Annotated in this window: 15 protein-coding genes; 6 read left to right on the top strand and 9 right to left on the bottom strand. The window is 61.9% G+C overall.

What is annotated here, in order from left to right; translation table 11 throughout:
- Nucleotides 1-45 precede the first annotated feature (45 nt).
- The 8 genes from cobA to H097_RS25755 all read right to left on the bottom strand — a co-directional run bounded on the left by cobA (nt 46) and on the right by H097_RS25755 (nt 11,442).
- Nucleotides 46-783 carry a uroporphyrinogen-III C-methyltransferase gene (gene cobA / locus H097_RS25790; RefSeq protein ID WP_032863382.1) on the bottom strand — a complete coding sequence of 246 codons (738 nt, stop codon included), beginning with the start codon at nt 781-783 and terminating at the stop codon, nt 46-48.
- 11 nt (nt 784-794) lie between these two features.
- Nucleotides 795-3,503, bottom strand: a complete 2,709-nt coding sequence (locus H097_RS25785) for a nitrate reductase (protein WP_032863381.1) — start codon at nt 3,501-3,503, stop codon at nt 795-797.
- Nucleotides 3,503-3,820, bottom strand: coding sequence for a nitrite reductase small subunit NirD (gene nirD / locus H097_RS25780; protein ID WP_032863380.1), 318 nt, complete (start codon nt 3,818-3,820; stop codon nt 3,503-3,505). The genes H097_RS25785 and nirD overlap by 1 nt, the downstream gene beginning before the upstream one ends.
- Nucleotides 3,817-6,270 (bottom strand): nitrite reductase large subunit NirB, encoded by a 2,454-nt coding sequence (nirB, locus tag H097_RS25775; RefSeq protein ID WP_032863379.1) that lies wholly within the window; start codon nt 6,268-6,270, stop codon nt 3,817-3,819. Before nirB ends, nirD begins: the two co-directional genes overlap by 4 nt.
- A 272-nt stretch (nt 6,271-6,542) precedes the next feature.
- On the bottom strand, nt 6,543-8,210 hold the full coding sequence (locus H097_RS25770; RefSeq protein WP_032863450.1) for a bifunctional protein-serine/threonine kinase/phosphatase: 1,668 nt from the start codon (nt 8,208-8,210) through the stop codon (nt 6,543-6,545).
- Nucleotides 8,210-9,421, bottom strand: coding sequence for a nitrate/nitrite transporter (locus H097_RS25765; protein WP_032863378.1), 1,212 nt, complete (start codon nt 9,419-9,421; stop codon nt 8,210-8,212). The genes H097_RS25770 and H097_RS25765 overlap by 1 nt, the downstream gene beginning before the upstream one ends.
- A 204-nt stretch (nt 9,422-9,625) precedes the next feature.
- Entirely contained in the window at nt 9,626-10,201 is a 576-nt protein-coding gene (locus H097_RS25760) for an ANTAR domain-containing protein (RefSeq protein ID WP_032863377.1), read from the bottom strand.
- 14 nt (nt 10,202-10,215) lie between these two features.
- Entirely contained in the window at nt 10,216-11,442 is a 1,227-nt protein-coding gene (locus H097_RS25755; protein WP_032863376.1) for a CmpA/NrtA family ABC transporter substrate-binding protein, read from the bottom strand.
- A gap of 247 nt (nt 11,443-11,689) precedes the next feature.
- Here H097_RS25755 and H097_RS25750 point away from each other — a divergent pair, with 247 nt between their 5' ends.
- The 4 genes from H097_RS25750 to H097_RS25735 all read left to right on the top strand — a co-directional run bounded on the left by H097_RS25750 (nt 11,690) and on the right by H097_RS25735 (nt 14,732).
- Complete coding sequence (locus H097_RS25750; RefSeq protein ID WP_032863375.1) at nt 11,690-12,565, top strand: secretin N-terminal domain-containing protein; 876 nt, start codon at nt 11,690-11,692, stop codon at nt 12,563-12,565.
- A gap of 194 nt (nt 12,566-12,759) precedes the next feature.
- Nucleotides 12,760-13,158, top strand: coding sequence for a winged helix-turn-helix domain-containing protein (locus H097_RS25745; RefSeq protein WP_241495443.1), 399 nt, complete (start codon nt 12,760-12,762; stop codon nt 13,156-13,158).
- Complete coding sequence (locus H097_RS25740; RefSeq protein WP_032863373.1) at nt 13,155-13,616, top strand: transglycosylase SLT domain-containing protein; 462 nt, start codon at nt 13,155-13,157, stop codon at nt 13,614-13,616. Before H097_RS25745 ends, H097_RS25740 begins: the two co-directional genes overlap by 4 nt.
- Before the next feature lie 90 nt (nt 13,617-13,706).
- Nucleotides 13,707-14,732: a quinone-dependent dihydroorotate dehydrogenase gene (locus H097_RS25735; RefSeq protein WP_032863372.1), complete on the top strand. Its 1,026-nt coding sequence runs from the start codon at nt 13,707-13,709 to the stop codon at nt 14,730-14,732.
- Between the two features lie 117 nt (nt 14,733-14,849).
- Here H097_RS25735 and H097_RS28070 read toward each other — a convergent pair whose 3' ends face one another.
- Nucleotides 14,850-15,065 carry a ribosome modulation factor gene (locus H097_RS28070; RefSeq protein ID WP_002553055.1) on the bottom strand — a complete coding sequence of 72 codons (216 nt, stop codon included), beginning with the start codon at nt 15,063-15,065 and terminating at the stop codon, nt 14,850-14,852.
- A gap of 533 nt (nt 15,066-15,598) precedes the next feature.
- Between H097_RS28070 and rlmKL the strand changes: the two genes are divergently transcribed.
- Nucleotides 15,599-17,869: a bifunctional 23S rRNA (guanine(2069)-N(7))-methyltransferase RlmK/23S rRNA (guanine(2445)-N(2))-methyltransferase RlmL gene (rlmKL, locus tag H097_RS25730; RefSeq protein WP_032863371.1), complete on the top strand. Its 2,271-nt coding sequence runs from the start codon at nt 15,599-15,601 to the stop codon at nt 17,867-17,869.
- 135 nt (nt 17,870-18,004) lie between these two features.
- Complete coding sequence (locus H097_RS25725) at nt 18,005-20,404, top strand: GGDEF domain-containing protein (RefSeq protein WP_032863370.1); 2,400 nt, start codon at nt 18,005-18,007, stop codon at nt 20,402-20,404.
- Nucleotides 20,405-20,478: the final 74 nt, after the last annotated feature.

Genomic DNA, 20,478 nt, shown 5'->3' with positions numbered 1-20,478 from the left:
AAAGCCCGGCTCTTGAGCCGGGCTTTTTTTCGCCTGCGATTTACCTCAGGCGCTGGCCAACAATGCAGCTTCACCCGCTGTTGCCGCCACGGCACCGATTACCAGGATAGCCGGGCTCTTCAAGGCGAATGCCTTGGCATCATCCTGCATGCACGCCAGGGAACTGCGGCACTCACGCTGCTGGGGCAGCGAGGCATTCTCGATCATCGCCACTGGCATATCTGCAGCCATGCCACCGTCCAGCAACTGCCGGGCAATCTCTGAAAGCTTCGCCACGCCCATGTAGACCACCAGTGTCGTGCCACCCTCGGCCAAGGCCCGCCAATTGAGGCTGCTGTCGTCCTGGGTATGGGCCGTGACCAGCGTTACGCCGCGACTGATCCCGCGCAGTGTCAGCGGTATATCGCAATGGGTCGCACCTGCCAGCCCGGCGGTGATGCCATTGACCAACTCCACGCTCACGCCTCGCTCCCTGAGCCAGGTCGCTTCTTCGCCGCCACGGCCAAAAATGCACGGATCACCGCCTTTGAGGCGCACCACACATTTACCCTGTCGCGCATAACGCAGCATCAAACGATGAATGAAATCCTGGGGCGTGGAACGGCAGCCGCCGCGTTTGCCGACGGTAATCACCCGCGCGTTCGGGCAATGCTCAAGCACCGTCGGGTTGACCAGGTCATCTATCAACACCACATCGGCCTCGTGCAGGGCCCGTACCGCCTTGAGGGTCAACAGCTCCGGATCACCCGGCCCTGCGCCTACCAACCAGACTTTTGCGCTCATATTCATTGCCCTCACACACTGATTGCGATTGGCTGCGAGGTGCTCGCCAATAGCCGTTTGATTTCTGGTACGCATGAGCCACATTGCGTGCCGCAGCCCAGCTCCTGCTTCAGTCCATCCAGGCCCAGGCCGCGGCTGATGCCTGCACATATCGCGTGTTCACTGACGTTCTTGCAGTTGCAGAGGATTTTGTTGCTGCTCGTACCCGCACCGGGTGGCGCGCTTAACGGGGCCAGCAGCCAGCGGCGCAGTTGTTCATCGGCCCGGCCTTCCAGCCACAGGCTTTGCAGCCAATGGCGGGCCAGGGTTTCGCCGGCCAGACGGATCGCGGTAATCCGGCCTTTCTCGATTTTTACCCGTTTGCCGATGGAGCGCCGTGGGTCGTCATAAGCCATGACCGGGCCGTCGTTGAGGCCCAGCAATTGGTCGATGTTCTTGAGCAACTGCAGGTCCGGCGCCTCGGTATGGGCAGCACGCACCAACAGCGCCGGCCGTTCACGCCCGGTCAAGCTGAGGCTGACGTAGGCAAAGCGCTCGCACAAAGGGCGCAAGGCTTCGAAGTGTTGCTGGACGTCCCCTTCGATCAGCGCAAACAGCTGCCAAGGCAATTGCACCGCTTCCAGGCGCACACCGCTGTGCTTGAGTTCGGGTTGTTTCGACAAGGGGTCGAATGCCGGCTGAGTCAGCAGGTTGACGCCGCCCTTGAGGAAGCGATCACCCCAATGCATTGGCAGGAACGCCTGGCCGGGCCGCACGCTGTCATCACTGGTCACGGCCACAATCACATGGCCACGCCGACTTTTCAGGCAGACCAGATCGCCCTCTTTGAAGCGGTGCCGGCGCAGTTCGTCCGGGTGCAGGCCAAGCAATGCTTCGCTGACGTGGCCGAACAGTTGCGCCGCCGTACCGGTGCGGCTCATGCCGTGCCATTGGTCGCGCAGGCGGCCGGTGATCAGGGTCAGTGGAAAGCGTGCATCACGTTGTTCTTTGGCGGCGCGATAAGGCTCGGCGATAAAGTGCGCGCGGCCACTGTCGGTCGGGAAGATACCGTCGGTGTACAGCCGTGGCGTGCCGCTTTGCGCCTCGGCGGGAAACGGCCATTGCTGCGGGCCGATCCGGTCGAGCAGGGCATGGCTGATGCCTGACAGGTCCAGGTCCCGACCGCGTGTCAGCAGTTTGAACTCATCAAAAATCTGCGCCGGTTGCGCAAAGGCAAACAGGCTCGGTAGGCCAGGTCGCAAACGTTGCTCCAGGCGCTGTGCGAAATCCACGGTAATCGCCCAGTCCGACCGCGCCTCACCCGGTGGGGCAATGGCCTGGCGTACGTGGGAAATGCGCCGCTCGGAATTGGTCACGGTGCCTTCTTTCTCGCCCCAACTGGCGGCTGGCAATAGCAGGTCGGCAAAGGCCGCCGTTTCTGTGGTGCGGAAGGCTTCCTGCAACACCACGAATGGGCACGCGGCCAGGGCCAGGCGCACGTTGTTCTGGTCTGGCAACGATTGCGCAGGGTTGGTGCAGGCGATCCATAACGCTTTGATCTTGCCGGCCTGTACCTGCTCGAACAGCTCGATGGCGGTCAAGCCGGTGCTCGATGGCAGTTGCTCAACCCCCCAGTAGGCGGCCACTTGTGCGCGGTGCTCGGGGTTGTTGGCGTCACGATGGCTCGGCAGCAGGTTTGACAGGCTACCGGTTTCCCGGCCGCCCATGGCGTTGGGCTGGCCGGTCAGGGAAAACGGCCCGCAACCTGGGCGGCCAATGGTGCCGGTGGCCAGGTGCAGGTTGATCAGGGCGCTGTTTTTCGCACTGCCGGCGGTGGACTGGTTAAGCCCCATGCACCACAGCGACAGAAAGCTCGCCGAGGTGCCAACCCACTGCGCACACTGGCGCAGTTGCTCGACGCTGATCCCGCACAATTGCGTGACCATCTGCGGCGTGTAGTCGTGGACCAGGCGTTTGAGTTCGACCAGGCCATCGGTATGGGCCTGGATAAAGTCGCGATCTATCCAGTCTTCCCACAGCAGCAGATGCAAAATCCCATGGAACAACGCGACGTCAGTGCCCGGCAGGATTGCCAGGTGCATATCGGCCAGGTCACAGGTATCGGTGCGCCGTGGATCAATGACCAGCACTTTCATATCCGGGCGGCGCGCCTTGGCCTCTTCCAGCCGACGAAACAGTACCGGATGGGCGTAGGCCATATTACTGCCGACGATCATCACGCAATCGCTGGTCTCCAGGTCCTCATAGCTGCACGGCGGCGCATCGGCCCCCAGGCTGCGCTTGTAGCCGACCACCGCCGAGGACATGCACAGCCGGGAATTGCTGTCGATATTATTGGTGCCCACCAGTGCCCGGGCGAGTTTGTTGAAGCTGTAGTAATCCTCGGTCAGCAACTGCCCGGAGATATAGAACGCCACACTGTCAGGGCCGTGCTCGGCGATGGTGTCGGCGAACACCTGGGCGGCGTGGTCCAGGGCACTGTCCCAATCGGTACGGCCACGGGCCAGGCCTTTGCCCAGGCGCAACTCGGGGTACAACGCCCGCGCTGCCAGGTCGCCAGTCAGGTGCAGGCTCGACCCCTTGCTGCACAGTTTGCCGAAGTTGGCCGGGTGCGTCGGATCGCCACTGACCCCGAGGATCTGTGTGCCATCATGCTCGATCAGCACGCCGCAGCCGACCCCGCAGTAGCAGCAGGTCGATGCGGTGGTCTGGCGCTCCATCAACCGGCGTCCCGCAGGGCCAGCATCACCCGGCCGTTTTCAACCCGGGCGTGGTGATGGTGGGCGCAACCGATATCCGGGGCCTGGGCTTCGCCGGATGCCAGGTCGATCTGCCAGTTGTGCAGCGGGCAGGCCACGCGTTTGCCATAGATCAACCCTTGGGACAGTGGCCCGCCCTTGTGCGGGCAGCGGTCGTCGAGGGCGAAGACTTCGTCGTCACTGGTACGAAAAATCGCGATTTCACCTTTCGGGCCACTGATGATGCGCGAGCCCAGGGCGTTGATTTCGTCGAGGGCGCAGATATCCAGCCAGTTCATAGCACTACCTCCAGCTGTTTGACGGCGATGGTGTCGAATTCCTTCTTCAGCAACGGCTGTTCCAGACGTTCTTTCCATGGGTCTTGTTCGAACGACAGGGAGAACTGCAGGCGCTCGTTCAGGGCCTGGCGCCGTGCCGGGTCTTCCAGTACGGCCTTCTTGATATGGTCCATGCCGACCCGCTGCATGTAGTGCACGGTGCGCTCCAGGTAGAAGGCTTCTTCGCGGTACAGCTGTAGGAAGGCGCCGTTGTATTCGCGCACCTCCTCGGCGGTCTTGAGCTTGACGAAGAACTCCGCGACCTCGGTCTTGATCCCGCCGTTGCCGCCGATATACATCTCCCAGCCCGAGTCGACGCCGATAATGCCCACGTCCTTGATCCCGGCTTCCGAGCAGTTGCGCGGGCAACCGGAGACTGCCAGCTTGACCTTGTGGGGCGACCACATATTGAACAGGTCATGCTCCAGCTCAATGCCCAACTGTGTGGAGTTCTGCGTGCCGAAGCGGCAGAACTCGCTGCCTACGCAGGTCTTCACGGTACGAATGGATTTGCCGTAGGCGTGCCCGGAAGGCATGTCGAGGTCTTTCCACACACCGGGCAGGTCCTGTTTCTTGATGCCCAGCAAGTCGATGCGCTGCCCGCCGGTGACCTTGACCATCGGCACGTTGTACTTGTCGGCCACATCGGCAATCCGCCGCAGTTCGGAAGGATTGGTCACACCGCCCCACATCCGCGGGACTACCGAGTAGGTGCCGTCTTTCTGAATGTTGGCGTGGGCCCGTTCGTTGATCAGGCGTGATTGCGGATCGTCCTTGGCTTCCCCTGGCCAGGTGGAGATCAGGTAGTAGTTCAATGCCGGGCGGCAAGTGGCGCAGCCGTTGGGGGTACGCCAGTTCAGGTAGCTCATGGTGTCGGCGATGGTCAGCAGGTGCTGGTCGCGGATCGCCTGGCGAATTTGCCCGTGGTTCAGGTCGCTGCACCCGCAGATGGCTTTTTCGCTCTTGGGTTTGACGTCAGCCGCACCGCCCACGGTGTTGATCAGGATCTGCTCCACCAGCCCGGCGCAGGAGCCGCAGGAACTGGCGGCCTTGGTGTGTTTTTTCACCTCATCGACGCTGAACAGGCCCTGTTCCTGGATCGCCTTGACGATGGTGCCCTTGCACACGCCGTTGCAGCCGCAGACTTCGGCGCTGTCGGCCATGCTCATGGCTTTGTCCTGGCCTTGGTGGCCGACGTCGCCCAAGGCGTTTTCGCCGAACATCAGGTGGTCGCGGATCTCGCCAATGCCATGGTTCTCACGGATCTGCCGGAAATACCAACCGCCATCGGCGGTGTCGCCGTACAGGCAGGCGCCGACCAAGATGTCGTCCTTGATCACCAGCTTCTTGTAGACGCCGCCGATGGGGTCGGAAAGGGTGATGGTTTCGGTGCCTTCGCCGCCCATGAAGTCGCCAGCGGAAAACAGGTCGATACCGGTGACTTTCAGCTTGGTGGAGGTCACCGAGCCTTTGTAGGTGGCGAACCCCAGCTGGGCCAGGTGGTTGGCGCAGACCTTGGCCTGCTCGAACAGCGGCGCCACCAGGCCGTAGGCAATCCCGCGGTGGCTGGCGCATTCGCCGATGGCATAGATACGCGGGTCGTAGGTTTGCATCGTGTCGTTGACCAGGATCCCACGGTTGCACGGGATACCGGACTTTTCCGCCAGTTCGGTGTTGGGGCGGATCCCGGCGGCCATCACCACCAGGTCGGCGGGAATCACGTCGCCGTTTTTGAACTGCACCGAACCCACACGGCCATTGCCGGCATCGTGCAAGGCCTGGGTCTGTTCGCACAGGCGAAACACCAGGCCGCGGCTTTCCAGTTCGGTTTGCAGCAACTGGCCACTGGTCTTGTCCAGTTGCCGCTCCAGCAGCCATTCGCCGATATGCACCACGGTGACGTGCATGCCGCGCAGCATCAGACCGTTGGCTGCCTCCAGGCCGAGCAGGCCGCCACCGATGACCACGGCGTGCTTGTGGGTCTTGGCGGTGTCGATCATGGCTTGGGTGTCGGCGATATCGCGGTAGCCAATCACGCCCTGCAAGGTATTGCCAGGGATCGGCAGAATGAACGGGGTCGAGCCGGTGGCGATCAGCAGGCGATCGTACTCGGCCTCGGTGCCATCTTCGGCGATGACTTTGCGTTTGACCCGGTCGATCTGCACCACCTTGCGGTTGAGCAGCAACTTGATGTTGTTTTGCAGGTACCAGTCGAGGTCGTTGAGCACGATCTCTTCGAAGGTCTGCTCACCGGCCAGCACCGGCGACAGCAGGATGCGGTTGTAGTTGGTGTGGGGCTCGGCGCCAAAGACTGTGATGTCGTACAGCTCAGTGCTCAGCTTCAGCAGTTCTTCAAGGGTGCGAACCCCGGCCATGCCGTTGCCGATCATCACCAGTTTGAGTTTCTTCATGTCGTTCTCCGCAATGGCTCGACCAATCACGCGCAAACAAAAAAAGGCGTCCCGCTAGTTGCCTAGCGAGGACGCCTTTGTCCTGGTCCCGTTCTCTCGGGAAAGCCCCACCTTCGTCGTTGAAGGGTGGGCTGTATGTGGGGTGTTGCAGGAGCTAATGCAGTGGTTGTGCCAAGTCGTGAAAAGCCGGATTTACTGAGGTTCTGGCGGATGTCGCAAGGCTTTTTCGCACCATTTAAAGGCGCGACGCCCACAACTGGCGCGCCGACCACCTACAGGGATAACAGATACAGCAACACCAGATTGATCAGCAGCGACACCAGCGCCAGGGTTTGCCAGACCTTGAGAGGCTCGCGCTCCAGCAGCGGCCGGGGGCGCAGGCTCAGCTCGCGGCGGTCGGCCTGTTCCAGTACCAGCAGCCATTCCTCGGCGGTTTCGTAACGTTGATTCGGTTGTGCCGCCACCGAGCGTTCCAGGCTTTGCTGCAACCAGTCGGGCAGGTCCGGTCGATACCGGCTGGCGCTGACCGGCGTGTTGAAACGGGGCCGTTGGAAGGCTTCGATTTCACCGTAGGGATAGTGCCCGGTCAGCAGGTAATACAGGCTCACGCCGACACTGTACAAATCCTGCTGCGGGGTCGGACGTTCACCACTAAAGGCTTCAGGCGCGATAAAGCTGGGGGTGCCGGGTAGCAGATGAGCGCGGTCTTCGGATAACCCAGGGCAATAGGCCAGGCCAAAGTCCAGCACCCGCAATTCACCGTCGTCCCCCAGCAGCAGGTTTTCCGGTTTGATGTCGCGGTGCAGGATCTGCCGGCGATGCAGCATGCCCACCGCGCGCAGCAAACGCTCGGCGATGGACTGCCATTGCGCCAGCGGTAACGGGCCCTGGTGCTGGAACAGGGCGGCCAGGGTTTGCCCGCTGTATTCGCGCATCACATAGTACAAATGCTGGCGCCCGCTGGCCGGATGGACTTCAGGAAACGCCCGTCCGGCCACCCGGCGCAGAAACCACTCCTCCGAAAGCAATGCCTGGGCGGCGTCGTTGTCATCATCGTGGCCAGGGGGCAGGGTTTTCAGCAGCCAGGGTTGCTGCTGGGTGTCGCGTACCCGGTACAGCAACGACTGGCGACTTTGCGCCAGCACACTTTCCACCTGCCAGCCTTCAAAGGATTGCCCAGCCTTCAGGGGCGGCGGCAATGGCCATTGCTGCAACTGCACCAGCGCATCGCCCAGGGTCGCCGCGCCGAGCTGGTCAATGCGCACCAGCAAGGCGCTGGCATTGTCCTGGCTACCTGCCAGGTGGGCGGCACTGACCAGCGTATTCACGGCAAGGTTAAGGTCAGCCTGTTCGCGCAGGATCGCACGGATGCTGTGATCGGCCAGGGTCGACCACACGCCATCGCTGAGCAGCAGGAAACATTCGCCCTGGCGCAGTTCACCGTCGAGAAAGTCCACCACCAGATGCTGATCCAGGCCCAGGGCGCGCTTGAGCACATGCTGCATGCCCGGTTGCTCCCAGACATGCTCTTGAGTGATGCGCTGCAACTCGCCATCGAACCAGCGATACACCCGGCAGTCGCCGACGTGGGCCAGGGTAAAGCGCTGGCCACGAAACACCACGGCGCTGAGGGTGGTCAACAACGGCTGGCCGCCGCCATTGGCCTGCAGCCAGCGGTTCTGGGCCAGCAACAGCCGGTCCAGGGCCTGGGCCACGCTCCAGGTCTGCGGCGTGGCGTAGTAGTCCAGGGCCAGGGCCTGCAAGGTCGAGCGCGCGGCCAGGCCACCGTCGGCACATTGGCTGACGCCGTCGGCGATAGCACACAGGTAGCCTTTGCTCGCGGCCAACTCCAGGGCCGGGGTGACCAGGCGCAGGGCGTCCTGGTTTTCTTCCCGTGGCCCGATGGCGCTGGCCTGGGCAAAGCTCAGTTGCAGGCTCATCAGACCCGCGCTGCGGTGACGGCAGCCGAACCCCAAGTGGTCCTCCAGCGCCGCTTCACGCCATACAGGCCGAACCACGCCAGCACGCCCAGGCTGGCGAACAGCCACAATGCCAACTGGTAGCTACCGGTGCTTTGTTTTATTGCGCCCATGCCCGCTGCCAGGGCGAAGCCGCCGATGCCGCCGGCCATGCCGATCAGCCCGGTCATCACACCAATCTCCCGGCGAAAACGCTGCGGTACCAGTTGGAATACCGCGCCGTTGCCGGCCCCCAGGCCGAGCATGGTGCATACGAACAGCGCCAGTGCGGCGTAGGAACTGGGCAGGTTGAAACCCACGGCAGCGATGCACACGGCCGCTACGCCGTACATGCCCAGCAGCGTGCGGATCCCGCCGAAACGGTCAGCCAGGGCACCGCCCAGAGGGCGCATCAGGCTACCGCCGAACACGCAGGCGGCGGTGTAGTAACCGGCGGTGACTGGGCTCAGGCCATATTGGTCGTTGAAGTAGCCGGGCAGGGCGCTGGCCAGGCCGATAAAACCGCCGAAGGTCACGCTGTAGAAGAACATGAACCACCAACTGTCGCGGTCACCCAGGGCCTTGAAATAGTCGGCCATGGATTTGGCTTTTGGCCGTTCGGGGGCATTGCGCGCCAGCCAGGCGAAGACGATCAGGGTCAGGATCAACGGGATCAGGGCAAAGCCGAACACATTGCTCCAGCCAAATGCGGCGGCGATCAACGGCGCCAGCAGTGCGGCAAACACGGTGCCGGAGTTGCCGGCCCCGGCGATGCCCATGGCCTTGCCTTGGTGCTCGGCGGGGTACCACTGGGACGCCAGCGGCAGGGCAACGGCAAACGAGGCCCCGGCCATACCGAGGAACAGCCCCAGCAGCAGCGCCTGTTCATAGCTGTGGATCCCCAGCTTCCAGGCAAAGAACAGCGCCACAATCACGATCACCTGGCCAATCAGCCCGGCGGTCTTGGGCGACAGCTTGTCGGCCAGCATGCCCATCAAGAAGCGCAGGATCGCCCCCGCCAGGATCGGCGTGGCGACCATCAGCCCGCGTTGCTGGGTGGTCAGTTGCAGGTCGGCGGCGATCTGTACCGCCAGTGGGCCCAATAGGTACCAGACCATGAAACTCAGGTCGAAATACAAGAACGCGGCAAACAAGGTCGGGGTGTGCCCGGATTTCCAGAAGCTTGATTTCATCACGCACCTCACGATTGGGGATCTTGTAGAAGGCCTGGTGATGGAACGGCCAGCAAAAGCCGCCCCACCAAAACGAAAAAACGCCGCCACCGGGTTTGTGTATGCAAACCGGATGTGCGACGTCTTTGTCGTGGAGGGGCAACCGCCGTTGGCTACCTGTGATGTTTACATAGCAAGTCTTGCGCCAACCGTGACACCGCTATCTCAGCCCAACAACTCACTCATGGCAATAATCTGCTCGGCCACCTGGATCAGCTTCTGCTGGCGGCTCATGGCCTGGCGGCGCATCAGGGTGTAGGCCTGTTCCTCATTGCAGTCTTTCATCTTCATTAATAGGCCCTTGGCCAGTTCGATGCGCTTGCGTTCTGCCAGTTGCTGGTCGCGGGCTATGAGCTGCGCGCGCAAGGCCTGGTCGCTCTCGAAACGGGCCATGGCCACATCGAGGATCGGTTGCAGGCGCTGAGCCTGGATGCCTTCGACGATATAGGCGCTGACCCCGGACTTGATCGCCTGGCGCATCACGCCGGGGTCATGTTCGTCGGTAAACATCACGATGGGCCGGGGCTGGTCGCGGCTGACCAGCACCACTTGCTCCATCACATCGCGGCCGGGTGACTCGGTATCGATCAGAATCACGTCCGGGCGCACCGTTTCGACGCGCGCCGGCAGGTCGATGATCAGGCCGGACTCGTCGATCACTTCAAAGCCGGCCTCGGTCAGCGCACTCTTGAGGCGCCCGACTTTGCGCGGGGTGTCATTGATCAGCAGGATTCGCAACATGGGTCGGTCTCCCATCAGCGCAAGGCGTGGCGGACGACATCGTCGGCCAGGGCATGCAGGCGGAAGCTGCGGGCATAGGCGGCCGGGTCCGAGCCATCCCAGACCTTGCCGTCGATCAATTGGCTGCTGCGCATTTCCTCGCCCCAGGCGGCGACGCCCACGGCTGTCGCGGCCTGGCGATAGATATCCAGTTGTTGCACCTGGCGAGCAACGGCAAGGTAGTCGGGGTCTTCACGCAGCAGGCCCCAGCGGCGAAATTGGGTCATGAACCACATGCCGTCGGACAGATAAGGCAGATTGACCTCGCCACCCGCGTGGAAGCGCAGTGCGTGGGCGTCCTGCCAGTGATTGCCCAAGCCGTCGTTATACAGGCCCAGCAGGCGCGGCTCGATGCAGTCGAGTGGGGCGTCCAGGTAGTCCCCGGCACTGAGCAGTTGCGCAGTGGAGCGGCGGTTCTCGATGCTGTCGTCGATAAAACGGCTGGCCTCCAGAACCGCCATCACCAGCACGCGTGCGGTGTTGGGGTATTGCTCGACAAACGCCTGGGTGCAGCCCAGGACTTTTTCCGGGTGGTCCGGCCAGATCGCCTGGCTGGTGGCAAGGGTGAAGCCCTGGTTCTGCTGCACCGCGCTGGCACACCAGGGTTCGCCGACGCACAGGCCATCGATCCGCCCGGCTTGCAGGTGCGCGACCATTTGCGGCGGTGGGACCACCACACTTTCGACATCGCGCAGCGGATGAATGCCCTGGCTGGCCAGCCAGTAATACAACCACATGGCGTGGGTGCCGGTAGGAAACGTCTGGGCGAAGGTGAGTTTTGTTCGGCTTTGGTGCACCTTACGCTCCAGTGCCTCAGGACTGGTCACGCCCTGCTGTTGCAGGCCCTGGGACAGGTTGATGCCTTGGCCGTTCTGGTTCAGGCCCATCAGCACCGCCATGTCGGTCGCAGCGACGCCGCCGATGCCCAGGTGGACCGCATAGATCAGGCCGTACAGGCTGTGGGCGGCGTCCAGTTCGCCGCTGACCAGCTTGTCCCGCAGGCCGGCCCAGGATGACTGGCGCTTGAGGTTCAATGTCAGGCCGTACGGTTGGGCAAACCCCTGTGTCGCCGCGACCACCAGCGAAGCGCAGTCGCTCAGGGCCATGAAGCCCAGGTCGAGGCTGCTCTTTTCCGGGGCATCGCTGCCGTTGACCCAGGCCAGGGGATTGGTTGCCTGTCTGTTGCCGACCTGATCACTCATCAACACCTACCTTCTGTGTGAAAAAGGCGTCGTTCCGTAGGGTGGCTTGCAAGCCTCCTGCCGATAACGACGCCTTTGTCTTTGCGCCCGTTCCGTCATTGGCACGGGCCGCCATAGCCAAGGCAAAGCAAGGCACATGCCACGGTGTGCAAGTGGGCACTGGAAGGTCAGAATTTCATCAAGATTGCACTACGGGGGCCTTTCACTATGGCGCTCCTTCATGCAAGACCATTCAGGAATCCCCCGCGTGCTCCTTGACCGATATGCCGCAGCGACCTGCCGGGCCTTTTTGCAGCGCTGGTTGCTTGGCGGGCTGTTGCTGCTCAATGCCCTGCCTGTGGCGGGCGAGTCCTACCTGGTGTGGAACGAGAGCCTGCAGGGCTTCTTCTCCCGGCTCGCGGTGCCCCTGGGCCAGCCCATCGTGGTCAGCAAGCTGGCGGCGGGTAAGCGTATTACCGGGCAGTTTGATTTTGCCGACCCGCAAGCGGTCCTGGAGACCGTGGTGTTGCAGCACGAACTGATCTGGTACAGCGACGGCCAGGTGCTGCATCTCTACGACGCCAGCGAGGCCAAGAGCTCCGGGGTAACCCTGCGGCACATGACTGTCGACCGGTTGCGCAAAGTCATGCGGCGCTCGGGACTCGACGAGGCGCGCTACCCCATTCGCAAGGCCGGTCCTCGATTGTTTTATGTGTCCGGGCCTGCCAATTATGTCGATCACGTATTGCGCCTGGCCCAACTCATGGATCGCCAGCGTCCAGCGCGCCGGCAGGCGTTGCCCGGCGTCGGTGTTGTCCAGGTGCTTAATGCTGACGTCGCGGACCATCAGTACGACAGAGGGGCGCAAACGGTCACCGTGCCCGGCATGGCGACGATGGTCGAGCGGCGGCTTGCCGAGCTTGGGCGCAAGGCCGGTGCGGGTGCTGCGGTCATAGCCTACCCGCAGCTCAACAGCCTGTTGATCAAGGGCAGTGAACAGCAGTTGAAACTTATCAAAACGCTGGTGACTGAGCTGGATAACCCTGCGCCTGCCGTGGTCGAGGGGCGCGTCGCTTCGGTCCCCCTGAGCACCGAGCAGTACGAGCGTGTACGACGCGCATTTGCACGGGTAGCCGAGCAGTAAAGCGAGGCGCAAGGGCTGGTATCGTACAGGCTTCGAAAGGTCCTACGCGATACTCCTGGAAAACTTCGAAGCAGCGGGCTTTTTCCTAGCGTGAAATTGGCTGCGGGTTTTTATAGTGGCGATATCTCCCAGGCGGTGCGATATGTCCGCAGACAGGTATAGAGGTTTGAATGGTTGTTGCAATTGAGGGCTTGATGATGGCGTCCCTCGTCTTTGGGCAGTGGACGTTGCAAGGGGATGGCAGGCTGACCACCCAAGGGCGCGATGTTCAATTGCCACCCAAAGAGTGTCATGTCTTGCGCCTCTTGCTGGCCACGCCCGGCATACTGGTCACCAAGGACTGGTTGCTGGAGCAGGTGTGGCCCGATATCGATATCGCCGAAGAATCCCTGACCCGGTGCATCTACTCGTTGCGCAAGCAATTGCAGAGTGACCGGGGCTTGATTGCGACGGTGTATGGCCGCGGTTATCGCTTCAATGGCAGGGTACGGATGGTTGAGCTGCCTGGCCAGGCAGCGCGAACTGCGGGGACACCACCGCGTTTTTGCCCGGCCTGTGGATGGGGCGCCGAAGTGGATGTCGACCTGGCATGAAGCGGGCCTGTTGGCTGGGGCTGCTGTTCATCGTGGGCGTGGCAAGTGAGGCCAGGGCTTATTGCTGGGCAGAGGCTGCTCGCCAATACGATATCGAGCCGCAACTGTTGCAGGCGATTGCTGCCGTAGAGTCCGGCTACCGCGCCGAGGCCATGAACTACAGCAATACCAATGGCTCCCGTGATATTGGCCTGATGCAAATCAACAGCATTCATTTGCCGCGCCTGCTCAAGCAGGGGATTACCGAGCAGCGGTTGCTGGATGAGCCGTGCCTGTCGGTGGAAGTGGGGGCGTCGATCCTGGCCGACTTCATCAAGCAGTTCGGCTACAACTGGACCGCCGTAGGTGCCTATAACGTCGGGCCCGGGGCAGGGGCCGAGCGTGATGCACTGCGCCTGCGTTATGCGCAGAAGATCTGGAGCCGTTATGAAGAGTTGATGGCCCATGGCAGTGGATGATCGACCGGCGGTGTGTCACGCCTCGCACGGACTCGCCACCCCGGCTATAATCGCCGCCACCTTTCGCCGCCATCCGAGTCAAGCCCGCCCATGTATACCCTGGCCCGCCAGCTGTTGTTCAAACTCTCCCCGGAAACTTCCCACGATCTGTCCCTGGACCTGATCGGCGCGGGCGGCCGCCTGGGGCTCAATGGCCTGGTGTGCAAGGCGCCGGCGAAAATGCCGGTCTCGGTGATGGGGCTCGATTTCCCCAACCCGGTTGGCCTGGCGGCTGGCCTGGACAAGAACGGCGCGGCCATCGACGGCTTTGCGCAGTTGGGGTTCGGTTTTGTCGAGATCGGCACGGTCACGCCGCGTCCGCAGCCGGGCAATCCCAAGCCGCGCATTTTCCGCCTGCCGGAAGCCGAGGCGATCATCAATCGCATGGGCTTCAACAACCTGGGCGTTGACCATCTGCTGTCACGGGTGCAGGCCGCCAAGTACAAGGGCATCCTGGGGATCAACATCGGCAAGAACTTCGATACCCCGGTTGAACGTGCGGTGGATGACTACCTGACTTGCCTGGACAAGGTTTACGCCCATGCCAGCTATGTAACGGTCAACGTCAGTTCCCCCAACACCCCGGGCCTGCGCAGCCTGCAGTTTGGCGATTCCCTCAAGCAACTGCTCGAAGCCCTGCGCCAGCGCCAGGAAGACCTGGCGGTACGGCATGGCAAGCGTGTGCCGTTGGCGATCAAGATCGCCCCGGACATGAGCGACGAAGAAACCGTGCTGGTGGCCCAGGCCCTGGTGGATTCGGGGATGGATGCGGTGATTGCCACCAACACCACGCTCAGCCGTGTAGGCGTTGAAGGCCTGGCCTACGGTGATGAGGCCGGTGGGCTGTCCGGTGCGCCGGTACGCGACCAGAGTACCCATATCGTCAAGGTGCTGGCGGCCGAGTTGGCCGGGCGTCTGCCGATCATCGCCGTGGGCGGGATCACCGAAGGCCGGCACGCAGCAGAGAAAATCGCTGCGGGGGCCAGCCTGGTGCAGTTGTATTCCGGGTTTATCTACAAGGGGCCGGCGCTGATTCGCCAGTCGGTGGACGCCATTGCGGCCTTGCCCAAATCCTGAACCCATAAAAAAGGGCTCCTCGAAGGAGCCCCTGGGCCGAAGCCCGCCGCCCGGATGGGGCGTGCGTGGTTAAGTCGTTACATTCTTCAAGGTGGTTGTCGGAATTAAGTGCCCTGATTAGCCGACGGCGTGAAGTTCGTTGAGTCTGTGGATCCCCGCAGTGCCGGTCATACCGTCCCAGTTGTCGCCGCGTCCTTCGCGCCACCCGTTAATCCAGGCCTGGCGTACCGACGGTAGAGTAAATGGGCAAAGCTCACGGGATTTGCCATGAACGCCATACTGATATCCGCGTAAAAATGCTCTTTCCAACGGATCACGCTTAAGTCTTCTCATAGGGTGTTTCCCTCACTTGTTGACTGTCTTGATATCCTTCGACCTCATCCGAGGCCGGGCAGAGTTTTTCTGCCGTTGGTGTGGCTCGCTGCCGGCGTGGCGAGCCGATGTGTCAGCGTCGTTGCGGCGCTGACCTGTGTTGAGTTCTAACCAATAGGTCACATGGATTCAATGATCGTTTTGTCATAAGCACGTAACGATAACGATGCTATAGCCATAAGCTGGGATGGCTTTTCGCCCCATTTATTGGGCAAAGCCAGCTATGATGTGCCCTGTAAAGAGGATGGGTTTAATCCTTTAGTGAGAATACCCGCCGCTTGCAGTCGGTTATTATTCGACGAAGGGTCGGAATATTTCCTTTTGTTGCGCGAATTATCTCTCTGCCCTGGCAATCAAGGCCTACAGGTCTGGACACCGGGGTGGAACGGCACACATTCGTGCCACGCGAGCGCTCTTCAAGAAAAGCGCTTGATTGAAAACCGAACGCGCGATGCGTCGCCCGTTCATTTATTGCTGAAAAGCCTGGAATGCCCATGTCGGACCGTTACGAACTCTTCCTCACCTGCCCCAAGGGCCTCGAAGGCCTGCTGATCGAGGAAGCCGTCGGGCTTGGCCTTGAAGACGCCCGCGAGCACACCTCGGCCGTGCGCGGCATGGCCGACATGGAAACCGCCTACCGCCTGTGCCTCTGGTCGCGCCTGGCCAACCGCGTGTTATTGGTACTCAAGCGCTTCCCGATGAAGGATGCCGAAGACCTGTACCACGGCGTGCTGGATATCGAATGGCAAGACCATATGGTCCCGGATGGCACCCTCGCGGTGGAATTCAGCGGCCATGGCTCGGGCATCGACAATACCCACTTCGGCGCGCTGAAGGTCAAGGATGCGATTGTCGACAAGCTGCGCACCCCGACCGGCGAACGCCCGTCCATCGACAAGATCAACCCCGACCTGCGCATTCACCTGCGCCTGGACCGTGGCGAAGCGATCCTCTCCCTCGACCTGTCCGGCCACAGCCTGCACCAGCGCGGCTACCGCCTGCAGCAAGGTGCAGCGCCGTTGAAGGAAAACCTCGCGGCGGCGATTCTGATTCGTGCCGGCTGGCCGCGCATTGCTGCAGAAAACGGCGCACTGACGGACCCGATGTGCGGCGTCGGTACCTTCCTGGTGGAGGGTGCGATGATTGCCGCCGACATGGCGCCCAACCTCAATCGCGAGCAGTGGGGCTTCACCGCCTGGCTCGGTCACGTGCCAGCCCTGTGGAAAAAACTGCATACCGAGGCCAGCGAGCGTGCGGCCATCGGCATGAACAAGCCACCACTGTGGATCCGTGGCTACGAAGCTGACCCGCGCTTGATCCAGCCCGCGCGCAACAACATCGAGCGCGCCGGCCTGAGCCACTGGATCAAGATCTACCAGGGCGAAGTCGGCACCTTCGAACCGCGCCCGGACCAGAACCAGAAAGGCCTGGTCATCTGCAACCCGCCGTACGGCGAGCGCCTGGGTGATGAAGCCAGCCTGCTGTACCTCTACCAGAACCTCGGCGAGCGTCTGCGCCAGGCGTGCATGGGCTGGGAGGCGGCGGTGTTCACCGGCGCCCCGGACCTGGGCAAGCGCATGGGCATCCGCAGCCACAAGCAGTATTCGTTCTGGAACGGCGCCTTGCCGTGCAAGCTGCTGCTGATCAAGGTCAACCCGGACCAGTTCGTCACTGGCGAGCGTCGTACCCCGGAACAGCGTCAGGCCGAACGTGAGCAAGCCGCTTACGATCAGGCCCCGACCGAGCCGCAAGAGCGTCAGTACAACAAGAACGGTAACCCGATCAAACCTGTACCGGCACCGGCTCCGGTGGTCGAACAGGCGCGCTTGAGCGAAGGTGGGCAGATGTTTGCCAACCGCCTGCAAAAGAATCTCAAGCTGCTGGGCAAGTGGGCCAAGCGCGAAGGTGTCGATTGCTACCGTGTGTACGATGCCGATATGCCGGAATACTCCATGGCTATTGACCTGTACCACGACTGGGTGCATGTGCAGGAATACGTGGCGCCCAAGTCCATCGACCCGGAAAAAGCCTCGGCGCGCATGTTTGATGCCCTGGCCGCGATTCCCCAGGCGTTGAACATCGACAAGAGCCGTGTGGTGGTCAAGCGCCGCGAGCGCCAGAGTGGCACCAAGCAGTACGAGCGCCAGAGCGCCCAGGGCAAGTTCACTGAGGTCAGCGAAGGCGGGGTGAAGCTGCTGGTCAACCTGACCGACTACCTGGATACCGGCCTGTTCCTCGATCACCGCCCGATGCGCATGCGCATCCAGAAAGAAGCCGCCGGCAAGCGCTTCCTCAACCTGTATTGCTACACCGCCACCGCCAGTGTGCACGCGGCCAAGGGCGGTGCGCGCAGCACCACCAGCGTCGACTTGTCGAAAACCTACCTGGACTGGGCGCGCCGCAACCTGTCGCTCAATGGCTTCTCTGACAAGAATCGCCTGGAGCAGGGTGACGTGATGGCCTGGCTGGAAGCCAGCCGTGATGAGTTCGACCTGATCTTCATTGACCCGCCGACCTTCTCCAACTCCAAGCGCATGGAAGGCGTGTTCGACGTTCAACGCGATCACGTGCAACTGCTCGACTTGGCCATGGCGCGTCTGGCGCCAGGCGGGGTGTTGTATTTCTCCAACAACTTCCGCAAGTTCCAGTTGGAAGACAACCTGGGCGAGCGCTATGCCGTCGAGGAAATCAGCGATAAAACCATTGATCCGGATTTTGCCCGTAACGCGAAAATCCATCGTGCCTGGAAAATCACCGCACGCTGATCGACCTTGATGCTGCAGGCCTGGATTTTTCCGGGCTTGCGGCTTTTTTGCACTGGTCAAAACTGGACCCGATGGCTATAACTAATCACCTAGCCAAAGTGGCGCTCCTGCACGCTGGTGTTTCGAGTTTTGCCTATGCCGTTGCAAGCCGTCCGCCCGAAAATACTGGGATTTATCAGCGAACAGGCGTCGGCTTGGCTGGTGGCATTGGTGGTCTTGCTGGTGGGGGTGGCACTCACCGCCGTGCTGGCGCTGACCACGGCCGATGTTTATCAGCAGCAGGTTCGCCAGCGGTTCCAGTTGCTGGTCAATGAGCGCTACACTCGTCTGGAAGAGCGTTTTGAAGACCAGGAACAGCGCCTTGGCAGCCTGCGACGCTTTTTCGTCAACTCCCATAATGTTTCCCGCGAAGATTACGATGGGTTCGCCCAACCGCTGCTGTTGCGTGCGCGTGCCTACGCCTGGGCGCCACGTATCTTTCACGATCAGCGCCAGGCTTTCGAGCAACAGGTGTCACTCCAGCGTGGCATGGCGTTTTCCATTCGCGAGCTGAACGAAGCCGGGACCCTTGTGCCTGCGGGCGAGCGCGACGAATACGTGCCGGTGTTGTACAGCCAGACCCAGAGCCTGCTCGGCTCACCCTTGGGGTTTGACCTGCTCTCCCAGCCACTGCGCCGCTCGACGATAGAGCGCGCATACCGTTCCGGGGCCATTGCGGTGTCCCAGCCCATGTCGCTGGTGGGGGTGGAACCGGCGTATGCCACGGGGGTGTTGCTGGTCGCTCCGGTCACGCGACCGCCCACCGCGCAAATGCCCTACAGCGAACCCTATGGTTTTGTCATGGCGGTGATCAGCATGCGCCAATTGGTGGCCGACGGTTTGCCCAAGCCCTCGCGGGACAACCTGGTGATGCAGATTGTCGATACCTCAGATACGCAACAGCGGGTGCTGTATGAGTCGGACAATGCGGTGGGCGATAGCAGCCTGAAGGCGATCCGCCGGCTGACCCTGGGCGATCATGTCTACGCCCTGAGCCTGCGCCCCAGCCAGGTGTTTGAGCAGGCCAATCGTTCCTCGGTCACCAGCATCCTGGCCATGGGCAGTTTGCTCAGTCTGCTGCTCAGTGCCTTGCTCTACGTACTGGTCAGCCAGCGTCAGCGGGCGGTGCGGCTGGTGCAGCAGCGCACGGGGCAATTGCATCAGCGCGAGTATGAATTGCGCGGGGCCCACGCCCAGTTGCGCAGTGTGCTCAACGCCGCGACCCAGGTGGCGATCATTGCCACGGACCTGCGCGGCGTGATCAATACCTTCAATGCAGGTGCCGAGCAGATGTTGGGTTACCAGGCCGAGCAGGTGCTCGGCCACATGACCCTCGAAAGCCTGCACCTGGCACCCGAGCTGGAGGCCCGGGCCGCGCAGTTGAGCCAGGTCCTCGGTAAACGCATCATGCCAGGCCAGGCGATGCTGGTGGAGGGCTCCGACAGCCTGCATGAAGCTCGGGAATGGACGTTGGTGCGCCACAATGGCAGCCAGTTGACCGTGAATATGCTGGCAACGGCATTGCTTGACGATCATGGCCTGTGGATCGGGCACCTGGCGATCTGCCTGGATGTCACCGAGCAGAAGCGCGCCTATGAGGCCCTGGCGGCGCGGGATCGCCTGTTGAAAAAACTCAGTGCCCATGTGCCGGGCGGGATCTTCCAGTTCACCCTGGAGCCCAACGATAACTGGCGGTTTATCTACGCCAGCGACGGCATTCGCGATATCTATGAAATCGATCCGGGGCTGCTGCAGCAGGATGCCAAGCAAGTCTTCGAACGCATTCATCCTCTGGACGCTGAACGCATCCGTGCGTCCATCCGCTTGTCAGCGCTGCAATTGAGCCAATGGCGTGAAGAATATCGGGTGCAACTACCAGGCCGGGGCCTGCGCTGGATCCGTGGCGAGGCGACGCCGGAAGAATTACCCGGCGGCGGTACGTTATGGCATGGCTATGTGTCGGATATCTCCGATCTCAAGCGGGTGGAGGAAGAGCTGCGCGCGCTGTCCATCACCGACTCGTTGACGGGTATCCATAATCGTCGCTACTTCCAGGACCGATTGAAGGCCGAGATGAGTCGGGTTCGGCGTACCTCGGGCACATTGGCGGTGATCATGCTGGATATTGATCACTTCAAGCGCATCAATGACCAGCATGGGCACGCAGTAGGGGATGGGGTATTGCAGGAGCTGTGCCGGCGAATCGCCCAGCGCTTGCGCCGTAGCGATGTGTTCTGCCGCCTGGGCGGCGAAGAATTCATGGTGCTGTGCCCGAACACCGATGGCGCGCAGGCCTACAGCCTGGCGGTTGAATTGTGGGAAGTGTTGCGCAGTACGCCGATCGAGAATGTCGGGACAGTGACGGCCAGCTTCGGCGTGGCCAGTTGGCGTATTGATGAGGGGGTGGATGGCTTGTTGCTGCGCGCGGACTCGGCGGTGTATGCGGCCAAGCAGGCGGGGCGGGACCGGGTTGAGGCAGAACGCTTGCCTGCGTGAGCGCCGCATACCTAATGTGGGAGCGAGCAAGCCCGCTCCCACATTTAGTCCGTAGCGGTTTTTAAAGGTGGGTA

The organism is Pseudomonas sp. FH4 (assembly GCF_000510915.2).
In the GTDB taxonomy this organism is placed as follows: Bacteria; Pseudomonadota; Gammaproteobacteria; order Pseudomonadales; family Pseudomonadaceae; genus Aquipseudomonas; species Aquipseudomonas brenneri.
The sequence above is the reverse complement of the archived record's forward strand: the minus strand, read 5'-3'. Positions and strand labels throughout refer to the sequence as shown.